The sequence below is a fragment of the Janthinobacterium sp. TND4EL3 genome, assembly GCF_900156175.1.
Classification (GTDB): Bacteria; Pseudomonadota; Gammaproteobacteria; order Burkholderiales; family Burkholderiaceae_D; genus Janthinobacterium.
Genome location: NZ_FTMV01000001.1, coordinates 474,146 through 486,550 on the forward strand (window position 1 = coordinate 474,146; position 12,405 = coordinate 486,550).

The window sequence follows — 12,405 nt, forward strand, 5'->3', positions numbered from 1 at the left end:
TTTCTGCCGGCCCGCGCTGGAAGTGCTATTCTGCGCGACGCCCCGTCGCACACGGACCGGGGCTTTCGCAAATCATTCAAAAGACGACCATGCAAACTTTGACCTTCCTGCGCGCGCTGGGCTGTGCGCTACTTTGCCAGGTAACTCTGGCCGCGCACGCCGACCCCCTCAGCTACGCGCGTTACGACCAGGTGCGCACGCGCGACCTGCAGCTGGACCTGAAGGCGGACTTCAAGCAAAAGACCCTCTCCGGCTATGCCGAGCTGTCCTTGAACTGGATCGATCCGCAAGCGCGCACCCTGGTGCTCGATACGCGTGATCTGTCGATCGCGAAAGTGCAGGTACAGGACAAGCGCGGCGCATGGCAGATGGCGCCTTATGAACTGGACAAGGCCGACCCGGAAAAGGGGCAGGCATTGCGCATCACCACCAAGGGCCAGCCTGAAAAAGTACGGGTCTACTATCACACGGCCCCGAACGCCATCGCGCTGCAGTGGCTTACGCCGCAGCAGACCATGTCGGGCAAGCTGCCTTTCATGTTCAGCCAGTCGCAAAGCATCAACGCCCGCTCGTGGGTGCCGTCGCAGGATACGCCGGCCGTGCGTTTTACGTATAGCGCGCGCATCGATGCGCCAGCGGGCATGCGCGTTGTGATGAGCGCCGAAAACGACGAAAAGGCGACCGGCAAGGGCGGCTGGAAGTTCAGGATGCCACAGCCGATTCCCTCGTACTTGCTGGCCATTGCCATCGGCGAACTGGAAGTGCGCAAGCTCGGTCCCCGTTCCGCCGTGTATGCCGAGCCGCCGCGCATCAAGGCGGCCGAATACGAACTGGCCGACACGGAAAAGATGATCCAGGCAGCCGAAGCGCTGTATGGCCCGTATGGCTGGGGGCGCTATGACATGATCGTGCTGCCGCCATCGTTCCCCTACGGCGGCATGGAAAACCCGCGCCTGACCTTCCTCACGCCGACCATGATCGCGGGCGACCGCAGCCTGGTCGATCTGATCGCGCATGAACTGGCCCACTCGTGGTCGGGCAACCTGGTCACCAACGCCTCGTGGAAGCACATGTGGCTCAACGAAGGCTTCACCACCTACGTCACGACGCGCATCGTCGAGCAGCTGTACGGCAGCGACGTGGCGCAGATGGGCGTGCAGGTCGACCAGGAAGAACTGGCCGCCTCGATCCGCGAATTGCCGGCGGCGAAAACGGCGCTGATCACGCGCGACGCGGACGCCAACCCGGCGCAAACGTACACGGACGACGGCATCATCTACCCGAAAGGCGCCTGGTTCCTGGCCACCATGGAGCGCCGCGCGGGCCGTGCCGTGTTCGACCCCTTCCTGCGCGGCTGGTTCGACCAGCATGCGTTCCAGAGCGTGACGACGGAGCAGTTCGTCGCCTACCTGCGCAAGAACCTGCTGGCGCAGCATCCGGACGTCATGCCGGAAGCCGAACTCGACGAATGGCTGTATGGCACGGGCGTGCCGGCCAGCGCGCAGCGCGTCGTCTCGCCGCGCCTGGCGCTGCTGGACCAGCACCGCGACGCCTGGCTGAAAGGCGAACTGGCCACCAAGGACCTGGGCATGGACAAGTGGATCGCCATCGAATCGATGCACTTCCTGAACGACATCAACAACAAGGCCAGCGCGGCGCAATTGCGTGAGCTGGACCAGGTCTACGGCGTGGGCAAGAGCGGCAACAATGAAGTGGCCTACCGCTTCTACCTGGCCTCCGTGAACGCCGGCTACGACGTGCGCCAGCCCTTGCAGGCATTCCTGCTGAGCGTGGGCCGCCAGAAGTTCGTCGTGCCGCTGTACAGCGCCTTGATGAAGACGCCGCAAGGCCATGCCTGGGCCAAGGACGTGTATGCGCAGGCGCGCGAACGCTACCACCCGGTGACGCAGGAAAGCGTCGATAAATTGATGGCCGCGCAAGCGCATTGAACCTTCTCTGGATATCCTGACCATGCAAACCATGAACCGTCTCGCCGCCGCCATCGTGCTGGCGTTTTCCAGCATCGCCGTGCCGGCGCTGGCATTTGACGCCGCCCCCGTCGTTGCCACAGCGCCGGTACCTGCGCCTGCCTTCGATCTTGAGCGCGACGTCGCCACCGCCCTGAAAGTGTTCGACGTGCCCGGCATGGCGATTGCCATCGTCAAGGATGGCAAGGTCGTCACCGCCAGGGGCTTTGGCGTGCGCAAGCTGGGGGAACCGGCCGCTGTCGATGCGCAGACCTTGTTTGAAGTGGCATCGAACTCGAAAGGCTTCACGGCCGCCGCGCTGGCCATGCTGGTCGACGAGGGCAAGCTGGCCTGGGACGATCCAGTTACGAAGCACCTGCCCGGCTTCCAGATGCACGATTCCTACGTGACGGGTGCCATGACCATCCGCGACCTGCTGACGCACCGCAGTGGCCTGGGCTTGGGCGCGGGGGACTTGCTGTGGTGGCCGACCACCACGTTTACCACCGACGAGATCATCGAGAAGCTGCGTTATATTCGTCCTGCCACAAGTTTTCGCAACAGCTACGCCTACGATAACCTGCTGTATATCGTGGCCGGCAAGATCATCGCCGACAAGGCGGGGAAAAGCTGGGGCGAGGCCATGCATGAGCGCATCCTGGCGCCGTTGGGCATGACGGGCACCACCACTAGCCTGGCCGAGAATGCGGGCAAGCCCGACGTCGCCAGTGCGCACAGCAAGATCGACGGCAAGATCGCCGCCGTCAAGTCGATGCCCGTGCCGAACGCCGTGGGCGCCGTCGGCATCAACACGAATGCGGAAGACATCGCCAAGTGGATGATGGTGCTGCTCGACGAGGGCAAGATCCCTGGCGTGACGGACAAGGATGGCAAGCCGGCGCGCCTGATCAGCGAGAAGCAGGCACGCGAACTGTGGACGGCGCAAACGCCGATCAAGATTCCCGAACCGAAGCCGGCATTGGCCGCGACAAAGCCGAACTTCAGTGCATATGGCCTGGGCTTCCAGCTGCGCGACTACAAGGGTATGAAGGTCGCCATGCACGGTGGCGCTCTGCAGGGCTTTTATTCTCGTGTGCTGATGGTGCCGGAAGCGAAATTGGGCGTGGCTATCCTCACCAATGCGGAAAACGGCGGGTCGATGACGGCGCTGCAGTGGCGTATCCTCGACCATTACCTGCAGGCGGCGCCGTCGGACTGGCTGGCGCTGGTGGCCAAGGTGGAGCAGGACCAGCATGCGGAAGAAGTGAAGAAGCAGGGCAAGGCGTCGAGCGCGCGCGCGGCGAAATCGCAGCCTTCGCTGCCGCTGGCGGCGTACGACGGCGAGTATGAAGACGCGTGGTACGGCAAGGTCGTGATCAAGCCGGAGGGGAAAAAACATATCCTCAGTTTTACGCGCACGCCGGACCTGACGGGTGAGCTGGAGCATTGGCAGCACGATACCTTCATCGTGCGCTGGAAGGAGCGCAATTTCAACGCGGACGCCTACGTGACGTTCTCGCTCAATCCCGATGGCAGTATCGACAGGGTAAAAATGGCGCCCGTGTCGGCCGAGACGGATTTCAGCTACGACTTCCAGGATCTGAGCCTGGCGCCGGTGAAGCTGAAAGAAGACAAGAAGTAAGGCAGGGATCAGAAGGCCACCGTGAGGTGGCCTTTTTCATACTATGGCTTGACGAACTTCAGGGTCATGCGGTCGCTCTCGCCGATGGCCGTGTATTTGGCCCGATCCACATCCTTGTTGGCGTAGGTGGGCGGCAGGGCCCAGACGCCGCCCTGATGGTTCGCTGTGTCTTTCGGATTGGCGTTGATGTCGGATTTCGCCGCCAATTTGAAGCCTGCGCCTTTGGCCAGCTTGATCACATACGCTTCGTGTATGTAGCCGGTGCTGGCCGTGGCGTCCTGCGCCTTGTTCGCCGGCAGGCGATGCTCGACGACGCCGAAGACTCCGCCCGGTTTCAGGCTGTCATATATTTCCTTGAACAGGGTCTGCATGCCTGCTTCGCCGATCGGTATCCAGTTGTGGATATTACGGAAGGTAAGCACCATGTCGGCCGTGCCTTTCGGCGCGATGCGGTAGGTGGTGGGCGGCGCGAAGGCGCCGATTTCCACCTTCCCGAAGGCGCCGGGATTGGCGTCAAGTTTTTGCTGGAAACGCGCCGCGCCACGGCGTGCGCCTTCGCTGGCGGATTGCGGGTCGTTGCCGGCCGCGATCAGCTTGCCATTTTCGAGCAGATAAGGCGCCAGGATCTCCGTGTACCAGCCGCCGCCGGGCGCCAGTTCCACCACCGTCATGTTGGGTTTGATACCGAAAAACGTCAGGGTCTCATAAGGGTGGCGGGCGCTGTCGCGCGTGACGTTGGCCGGCGTGCGCGCGCTGCCGGCAATGGCTGCCTTCAGGGCAGCGTCGCCCGTATCGGCGGACATTGCCGCGCCGCTGCCGCCACAGGCCAGCATAGCCGTCAAGGCAGTGTTCAGGAATACTCGCTTCATCATATGCTCCATGCACGATTGGATCGGTTGGTGAATTGGTGGCGATCGCCATCAATGCCGATCATCGGCCAAGCACGCTGGCCGGTCAAGCGGATTTCGTGGGCCATGCGGCGGCGTACGCGGGCATGTCGCTGGTGTTTTGCGCATCGGCGATGGCAGCGCCACGGCCGTGTGTAAATGGCAGTTCGCCCGTCCAGACGACATGCGCCATGTCGCCAGCGTCATCGAGCGGGCCTCCCTTGCGCTGCTTGACGGCGCTTTCATCGAGTGCGATGCGCAGCACGGTGGTCGCCGCGTATTCTTTCGGGCTGCCGCCGCGCACCTGCGCCAGGCGTCCCGGCGCCAGCTTCTCCATCAGCGCGTCCATGGCCGCATGCTGCTGGCCGATATCGCTCACTTTTTCAAACTGCCCGTACACCATCGCCGAACGGTAGTTCATCGTGTGATTGAAGGCCGAGCGAGCCAGCACCAGCCCGTCGAGATGGGTGACTGTCACGCAGACATCGGTGTCATTGACGAGTTGCTTGAGCATGCGGCTGCCGTTCGAGCCATGGATGTACAGGTAGCCGTCGATGCGCCAGCAAGCCGTAGGGATGCAATGGCTGCCCTTGTCATCGCGGAAAGCGATATGGCACAGGAAGGCAGCGTCGACGATGGCGTACAGGGTGGCTTGCTCGTAGCTGGCCAGCTCGGCGACGCGGCGCACGCGGGTACGGGGGCTGGGAGGGAGGGCAGTGGTGGTCATGGTGGAAGTCCGGTTGGTTGAGGAAGCAGGCCGCACTATAATCGGCATCTGGCCCTGAAAAAAGATCCAGACTTGATGAATTATTTAGAGCCACAGTTGGAGGGGACGCATGGATTTTGCTTTGCTGCTGAACGCGTTCGAGTGTACGCACCGCGAACGGGGCTGGTCGCGCCAGCGCCTGCTGCATGAATGCCTGCGTACCGCGATTCGCAGCGGCCAACTGGCGCCCGGCACGCGCCTGGCCGCCACGCGCGTGCTGGCGGCGGAACTTGGCCTGGCGCGCAATACGGTGCTGTATGCCTACGAACAGCTGGCCAGCGAAGGGTTTGTCTTGCCGGACCGGCGCGGCACCGTCGTCGCCGGCAGCGCCGGCCTGCCCGTGGCATCGCCAGTGAGCGGTGGCCAGGATGGCTTGTCGCGCCGCGCACAACATTTGCGCGGCGTGGCGGGGCAGGACAGGAATGCGACGGTGGTGTTTCCCGCCGACGCGATGGGGGCATTTGCGCCTGGCGTGCCGGCGCTGGACGAGTTTCCGCTGGCGCAGTGGCGGCGCATGCTGGACCGCGCGTGGCGTGCGCTGACGCCGCGCCAGCTCAACTACGGAGATCCGGCTGGGGAGCCGCAGCTGCGCATGGCTATTGCCGAGCATTTGCGGGCCGCGCGCGGCGTCGTCTGCGATGCAAGTCAGGTGTTCATCACGGACGGCACGCAGAGCAGCCTCGATGTGTGCCTGCGCGCCTTTGCCGATCAGGGTGATACCTTGTGGATCGAGCACCCCGGCTATGGTGGCGCGCTGGCGGCGGGCCGTGGCGCCGGCTTGCAGGTGACAGGTATCGCCGTCGACATGGATGGCATCGCGCCGACGGACGAGGACTGGCGCGATACGCCGCCGCGTCTGATTTACACGACGCCATCGCACCAGTATCCGACCGGCAGCGTGCTCAGTCCCGCGCGCCGCATGGCGCTGCTCGAACATGCGCGCGCGGCAGGTGCCCTGATCATCGAAGACGATTACGACAGCGAGTTTCGCCATGGCGGGCCGCCCCTGGCCGCCATGCAGGGACTGGTAGCCGACGCACCGGTAGTGTACCTGGGCACCTTCAGCAAGACCATGTTTCCCGCTTTGCGCATCGCCTTTATCGTTGTGCCGGCCGCGCTGGCCAGGGCCTTCGCGCAGATGCAGGCGCAGGGCGCCACACGGGGGCGCGTGGCAGAACAGCTGGCGCTGGCCGAGTTCCTGCGCAGCGGCCTGTTTGCGCGCCACGTGCGTCGCATGCGCAGGCTGTATCGCCAGCGCCGCGACGCTCTGGGCGAGGCCTTGCAGCGTCATGCGTGTGCGGGCGCGGCCATCCATGGCGGCACGGCCGGCATGCACCTGGCGCTGCGTTTTCACGATAGCGCATGGGATGACATGGCGCTGAGTCGCCGCGCAGCGCAGGACGGCATCGTGGCGCTGGCGCTATCCGCGCATGGCACCGGTGAGGGGCCGGGCTGGAACGGCTTCCTGCTCGGCTACGCGCAGGTGCCAGCCGAGAACATGGATGGCCTGGCGCGCCGCGTGGGCGCGCTGCTGCCGGCGTGATGCCGCGCTACTGCCTTACTGCTGGTCCTGCATCCACTGCTTCAAGCCGTTGACCCAGTTCTTGGCGGGCAGGTTGAACTGTTTTTTGATGGCGGCGGCCCGCTCGTACAAGTCGCTGAAATCGAGCGACGGCGATTTTTTGAATGCCAGCACGACGATGTTCTCGTCTTCCATTTCCGGCACCCAGACGACGGCGTCGAAGACCAGTTCCATCGCCTGCAGGTTCTTGTCGTAGTTGGGGAAGTCGCCGAAGACATTCGTGCACATGATGCCATCGTCCGTCAGGCAGTCGTAACAGGCCTGGTAGAACTCGGGTGTATCGAGTACGGGGCCGCGCGCGTCTTCGTCGTACAGGTCCACTTGCAGCGCGTCGACCGTGCCGTGGTTGACCGGGTTGAGCACGAAGTCGAGCGCATTCATTTCGCGCACGTCCAGGCGATCATCATTGGTCGGCAGCGCAAACTGGGCGCCGCAGATGGCGATCACGTTCGGATTGAGTTCGATGGCCGTGACCGTGGCATCGGGGAAGCGGCGGTAGCTGAATTTGGTCAGCGCACCGCTGCCCAGGCCCAGTTGCACGATGCGTTTGGGCTGCGTCTTGAATAGCATCCACATCATCATCATCTGCACGTATTCGAGTTCGATGGCGTCGGGCTTGTCCAGGCGCATGGCGCCCTGCACCCACTTGGTGCCCAGGTGCAAGTAGCGGATGCCGCGGTGTTCGGTGGTGGTGGCCGGCGGATGGCCGGGGTCGCTGAAAGCGGTGTGGCTGGTAGAGGTAAAGTCGGTCATCATGCCGCCAGTTTAGCAGCCACCAAAGAAAAAGACGCCGTAGCGTCTTTGGGTAGGAGCGTTCAAGATTGCTTGCGGCGCCGCGCCAGGAAGCCGAGTATGCCCAGGCCGGCCAGCAGCATGCCATAGGTTTCTGGTTCAGGAACGGGTGCCAGGTTCAGGTTGAAGGTGCCGCCATAGCTGCCGCCCTTGGTATTGCCGATCACGGTCAGGACCAGCGGGCCATTGAACAGGATGCTCGTCGGCGCCAGGATTTGACCTTGGGCATAGCCAAAGGGCGTGGGGCTGCCAAAGCCCGTCAGGTTGATGCCATTCAGGTTGGCGCTGGTGAAGCTGATGGAGGAGCCATCCGAGCCCGTGACGGAAAGGTTGGCGAGAAAGGCTTGCGCAGTGGAACCGAAGGTCGCATTGGGAGTGAACGTGAAGGTATCGGTGAAGTCGCCGAGGGGGCTGGGCACGGCGTTGAAGCCGCTGGTCCAAAGATTTCCCGTGGTATTGACGAGATTGACGGTATAGGCGGCGGCGCTGGCGCTGCCGATGGAAGCTGCGCTCAGTACTGCCGCTGCGATGAGTGATTTTAATTTCATGTTGATCCCCGCGAAAAGACGATTAATATTTCAAAAAAACCGTACCGCGTTGGTAAATTATCGCCAAGACATTTCGTTGTCAATGAGCTATTTCTATATCACTATGCAAACTTAAATAGCTTATTTCTAACACACGGGCATGAGATCAAGGGAATTGTAATATTTCAAATTGTTATTGTTAATATTGCACTCAGAAATAGTTGGCGATTTGTGATCTAAAAATGGTCAAGATGGAAACTAATTTCCGCTTGGTAATGGAAGTATCAGGGTGACCGTCAGCCCGCCGCCTTCGCGGTTGGCCAGGGTAATGCGTCCGCCATGCGCTTCGACGATTTCGCGCGCCAGCGCCAGGCCAAGTCCCGTGCCGCTACGCTTTGTGGAGTAAAACGGCACCAGCGCGTTTTCCAGCACAATACCGCTCATGCCTGGCCCGCGATCGCGTACCTCAATGCGTAACTGCCCTTGCGCCTGGCTGAAATGCAGGCCGATCTGTTCTTCCTTTGAGCCCGATTCCATCGCATTCTTGAGCAGGTTCAGCAGCGCCTGCTGCATTTGCGCCGCATCGAACACGGCCGCCTGCGCGGGCGGCGGGCCGTCCAGCGTGAAGGCCGCTTGCGAAGCCAGGCTGTCGAGGAACGGTTGCCACTCGCACGTGGCCAGACGGGGGGCGGGCAGCTTGGCAAAGCGGGCGTAGCCGAGTATGAAGGTTTCCAGGTGGCGCGTGCGCTCCTCGATGGTGGCAAGGATTTGCGGCAGGCGTTCGGTCTGGCCGCGGCGCACCAGCTCGGCGCCGGAATGGGCCAGCGAGGCCAGTGGCGCGAGGGAGTTGTTCAGTTCATGGCTGATGACGCGGATAACCTTTTTCCATGTCTGCACTTCCTGGCGGCGCAGCTCCAGGGTCAGTTGGCGCAACAGCAGCAGCTCGTGCTTGCGGCCGTTCAGGCTGAAGCTGCGCCTGGCCAGGTGGTACACCTCCTCCTGTTCCCCGTCGCCGCTGGTGAACAGGCCGTCGTGGGCGCGCGCCAGGGCTTCGGCCAGCGCGGGGGCGGCTTTCCGTACGATGTCGGCCAGGTGCTGACCTTCCAGCCGGCGGCCCTCGTTGAGCAAATGGCGGGCGGCCAGGTTGGCGTAGACGATGGCGCTGCCCTCGGTCACCAGCAGCATGGCCACAGGCGTGTTCTGCACCATGGTGTCGAGCAGCAGTTCGCGCTGTACCAGGTCAAGGCGCTGCTTGCGCAGCACGTCGCCCAGCGCATTATGTGCGGTCACCAGATCGGCCAGTTCATCGTTCTGCGGCCAACGCAGGCTGAAGGCGAAGTCGCCATCCTGGTAGCTGGCGACCGTGCCGCTCAAGGCGCGAAATAGCGACAGCATCGCCTGCAGTTGGGCGCGGATGGTGATGACGGCAATCGGCACGATGCACAGCAGGGACAGGCCCAGCACCAGCCACGGCTGGCCTGGTAGAAAATGCGCAAGCAGCAGGGCGATGCCCATACCCAGCACCAGCAGGGTGACGATCAGCGCCGTCCAGCGCGTCAGCAATGAAAGACGCAGGCCTCTCGGGCGCAGTGGCGAGTGCTGGGCGGATGCCATCAGGTGCGCGCGATGCCCAGGCGCTCCATGCGCCGGTACAGCGCCTGGCGCGACAGACCCAGCTCTTGCGCCGCCTGCGCCACCACGCCTTGCGCGCGCGACAGCGCGGCCACCACGCTGTCGCGGTCCGGTTCCGTGGCGGCCGCATCGAGCGGCGTGCGTGGCGCCGTTGCCGGTGGCAGGCCCAGTTCCTCGGCATGGATCTCTGGGCCGGGAGTAAGCAGACTGGCACGCTGCATGACGTTTTTCAGCTCGCGGACATTGCCTGGCCAGCCATGAGCCAGCAGCGTCGCCTGCGCCTGCGCGTCCAGCGTCTTGTCCGTGCCGAGGAAATGCCGCGCCAGCACCAGGATGTCGGCCGGGCGCCGCGCCAGCGGCGGTAGGCGCAGCTCAATCACGTTCAGGCGGTAGAACAGGTCTTCGCGGAAGGTGCCGGCGCGTATCATGGCCGGCAGGTCGGCATTGCTGGCGCTGATGACGCGTACCTTCACCTGGCGCTCGCGGTTCGAGCCGAGGCGTTCGAAGCGCCCTGTTTCCAGCACGCGCAGCAGTTTCATTTGTCCCGCCAGCGGCAAGTTGCCTATCTCGTCGAGAAACAGGGTGCCGCCGTCGGCCGCATCGAACTTGCCATCGCGCGCGCGCGTGGAGCCTGTGTAGGCACCCGCCTCGGCGCCGAACAGCTCGGCCTCGATCAGGTCGACCGGCACGGCGCCGCAATTGAGCACCACGAAGGGGCCGCTGGCCACCTGTGAATTGGCCTGCACGATGGCGGCGATGCGTTCCTTGCCGCTGCCGTTCGGACCCGAGATGAGCACGGGGACGTCGGCGCGCGCCACCTGGCAGGCCAGGTGCACCACGCGCTCCGTGGCCGGGTCTTGCCATACCATGCCGCGCAAGTCGAAGCCGTTTTCCAGCTCGTGGCGCTGGCGCTGTTCCTGCAGAACGCGCGAGCGCAGCGCGCGGTTTGCCTGTCCCAGTTCCAGCAGGTTTTGCACGCTGGCGATCAGGCGCCGGTCGTCCCATGGCTTGGCCAGGTAGTCGGCCGCGCCCGACTTGATCAGGTCGACGGCCGCATCGAGCTGCGTCCACGCTGTCAGCAGGATCACGGGCAGGTCGGGATGGCGTGCGCGGATGGCGTGGAACAGCGCGCCGCCTTCCTCACCCGAGGTGGTATCGGCCGTGAAGTTCATGTCCTGGATCACCAGGTCGACAGGATGCCGCGCCAGCAGCGCCAGGCCTTCCTCGGGCGAGGCGGCGCGCAGCGCGTCGATCTCGTGCAGAGAGAACAGCACGTCGAGCGCGATGGCCACGGCGGCATTGTCGTCAATAATCAGTACGGTAGGCATGTGCGCAGCATAACATCGTCATGCCCGCCCTGGCAGCGACAATATGTCACGTGCTGCGCGTGGCCGTGGCCGGGGAAATGCTGGCAGCGCGCCAGGCCGGGCCATACACGGCGGCCAGTCCCAGCAGCCAGAAGACCAGCGCGCCGCCCAGCAGGTAGGGCAGGGGCAGGCGGGTCATTTCCAGCTGGCTAACCAGCAGGTGGTTCAGCGCCAGGGCCAGTACCACGCCAGCAGCCACGCCGACGGAAGTGATCATGAAATTTTCCGTCAGGAAGTAGCGGAGGATATCGCTGCGCCGCGCGCCCAGCGCACGGCGCACGCCGATCTGCTTGCGCCGTTGCGTGACCCACAGGCTGGCGATGCCGACGATGCCGCTGGCCGTAACCAGCAGCAGCAGGGCCGATACCGTGATCAGCATCCACGACAGCGCGCGGTCGGCACGGTAGCGCGTTTCGCGGTCTTCATTGAGGCTGCGGATGCGCACGATCAGCTTGTCCGGCGTGGCCGCGCGGATGGCTTGCTCTGCTTCCTTCATCAGGCGGTCGCGCTGTCCTGGTTCGGCGCGGATGGTCAGCAGGGTGTCGCCGTCACCGGTCAGGCGCACGGGGAAGATCACCGAGTATTCGCCGTGCTCGCCCAGTTCCGCGCCCTGGGACTGCAGCCGCTCGACGACGCCGACGACCTGCAATTGCTGTGCGCCTTCGCCTGTGCCGAGGAACAACGGCATGCCCAGCGCGCTGCCGCCGCCCGGATTGAATTTTTCAGCCATGGCCCGCGTGACGATGACTTGCGGCGGGAACACCTCCGTCACGTTCTGGTCGATTTCGGTGATTTCGGCGGGCGTAAAATCGCGTCCTTCGAGCAGTTGCAGGCCCCAGGTCTTGATCAGGGAGTCAGGCGTGATGTACACGGCGGCAATGGCCGAGCTGTTTTCCTGCTTGCGGCTGGCGGCGAAGCCGCTGTTGCTACCGTTGCGCGACAGCGGTACCTGGCTCACCTGCGCCACGGAGACGACACCGGGCACGGCGCGCACGGCGGCGGCCAGGCGTTTTTGCAGGGCCAGTTCCTCATTGTGGCCCAGCGGACGCAGGTTGCGCGCCAGCAGATGGAAGACGTCGCTTTCGGCTGCTACGCCGCTGGGGCGCGCCGCCACTTCCTGGCGCACGTTGACGATATGCAGGGCGTTGGCCAGGATGGCCAGGCTCAGCGCTACCTGCACGGCAACCAGGATGGCGCCGGTTTTGCTGCGCAGCAGCGCAGACAGGATGGGTCGGATTTCCAT

The 12,405-nt window shown here is 63.9% G+C and carries 10 protein-coding genes; 3 read left to right on the plus strand and 7 right to left on the minus strand.

Annotation, left to right across the window (positions count from 1 at the left end):
* Positions 1–89: 89 nt before the first annotated feature.
* Both BXA07_RS02115 and BXA07_RS02120 read left to right on the plus strand, forming a co-directional pair.
* Positions 90–1,949 (plus strand): M1 family metallopeptidase, encoded by a 1,860-nt coding sequence (locus tag BXA07_RS02115; protein ID WP_076565162.1) that lies wholly within the window; start codon positions 90–92, stop codon positions 1,947–1,949.
* Positions 1,950–1,971: 22 nt separating this feature from the next.
* Complete coding sequence (locus tag BXA07_RS02120; protein WP_076565164.1) at positions 1,972–3,609, plus strand: serine hydrolase; 1,638 nt, start codon at positions 1,972–1,974, stop codon at positions 3,607–3,609.
* 41 nt (positions 3,610–3,650) lie between these two features.
* Here the strand turns inward: BXA07_RS02120 and BXA07_RS02125 are convergent, their stop codons facing one another.
* Together BXA07_RS02125 and BXA07_RS02130 are read right to left on the minus strand one after the other, a co-directional pair.
* Complete coding sequence (locus BXA07_RS02125; RefSeq protein WP_083708017.1) at positions 3,651–4,481, minus strand: class I SAM-dependent methyltransferase; 831 nt, start codon at positions 4,479–4,481, stop codon at positions 3,651–3,653.
* A gap of 82 nt (positions 4,482–4,563) precedes the next feature.
* Positions 4,564–5,223 carry a pyridoxamine 5'-phosphate oxidase family protein gene (locus BXA07_RS02130; protein WP_076565166.1) on the minus strand — a complete coding sequence of 220 codons (660 nt, stop codon included), beginning with the start codon at positions 5,221–5,223 and terminating at the stop codon, positions 4,564–4,566.
* Between the two features lie 109 nt (positions 5,224–5,332).
* On the opposite strand from BXA07_RS02130, the gene BXA07_RS02135 reads away from it, so the two are divergent.
* Positions 5,333–6,805 carry a MocR-like pyridoxine biosynthesis transcription factor PdxR gene (locus BXA07_RS02135; protein WP_076565168.1) on the plus strand — a complete coding sequence of 491 codons (1,473 nt, stop codon included), beginning with the start codon at positions 5,333–5,335 and terminating at the stop codon, positions 6,803–6,805.
* A 15-nt stretch (positions 6,806–6,820) separates the two neighbouring features.
* On the opposite strand, the gene BXA07_RS02140 is transcribed toward BXA07_RS02135, so the two are convergent.
* From BXA07_RS02140 to BXA07_RS02160, 5 genes are all read right to left on the minus strand, one after another.
* Entirely contained in the window at positions 6,821–7,600 is a 780-nt protein-coding gene (locus tag BXA07_RS02140) for a spermine/spermidine synthase domain-containing protein (RefSeq protein WP_076565170.1), read from the minus strand.
* 59 nt (positions 7,601–7,659) lie between these two features.
* Complete coding sequence (locus BXA07_RS02145) at positions 7,660–8,184, minus strand: FxDxF family PEP-CTERM protein (protein WP_076565172.1); 525 nt, start codon at positions 8,182–8,184, stop codon at positions 7,660–7,662.
* 237 nt (positions 8,185–8,421) lie between these two features.
* A complete protein-coding gene (locus tag BXA07_RS02150) occupies positions 8,422–9,777 on the minus strand; it encodes a sensor histidine kinase (protein ID WP_083707996.1) in 1,356 nt (451 codons plus the stop codon).
* A complete protein-coding gene (locus tag BXA07_RS02155; protein WP_076565174.1) occupies positions 9,777–11,123 on the minus strand; it encodes a sigma-54-dependent transcriptional regulator in 1,347 nt (448 codons plus the stop codon). Before BXA07_RS02155 ends, BXA07_RS02150 begins: the two co-directional genes overlap by 1 nt.
* Positions 11,124–11,169: 46 nt before the next feature.
* The gene (locus BXA07_RS02160) at positions 11,170–12,405 is read right to left on the minus strand and encodes an ABC transporter permease (protein WP_076565176.1); all 1,236 of its coding nucleotides are present in this window, start codon (positions 12,403–12,405) and stop codon (positions 11,170–11,172) included.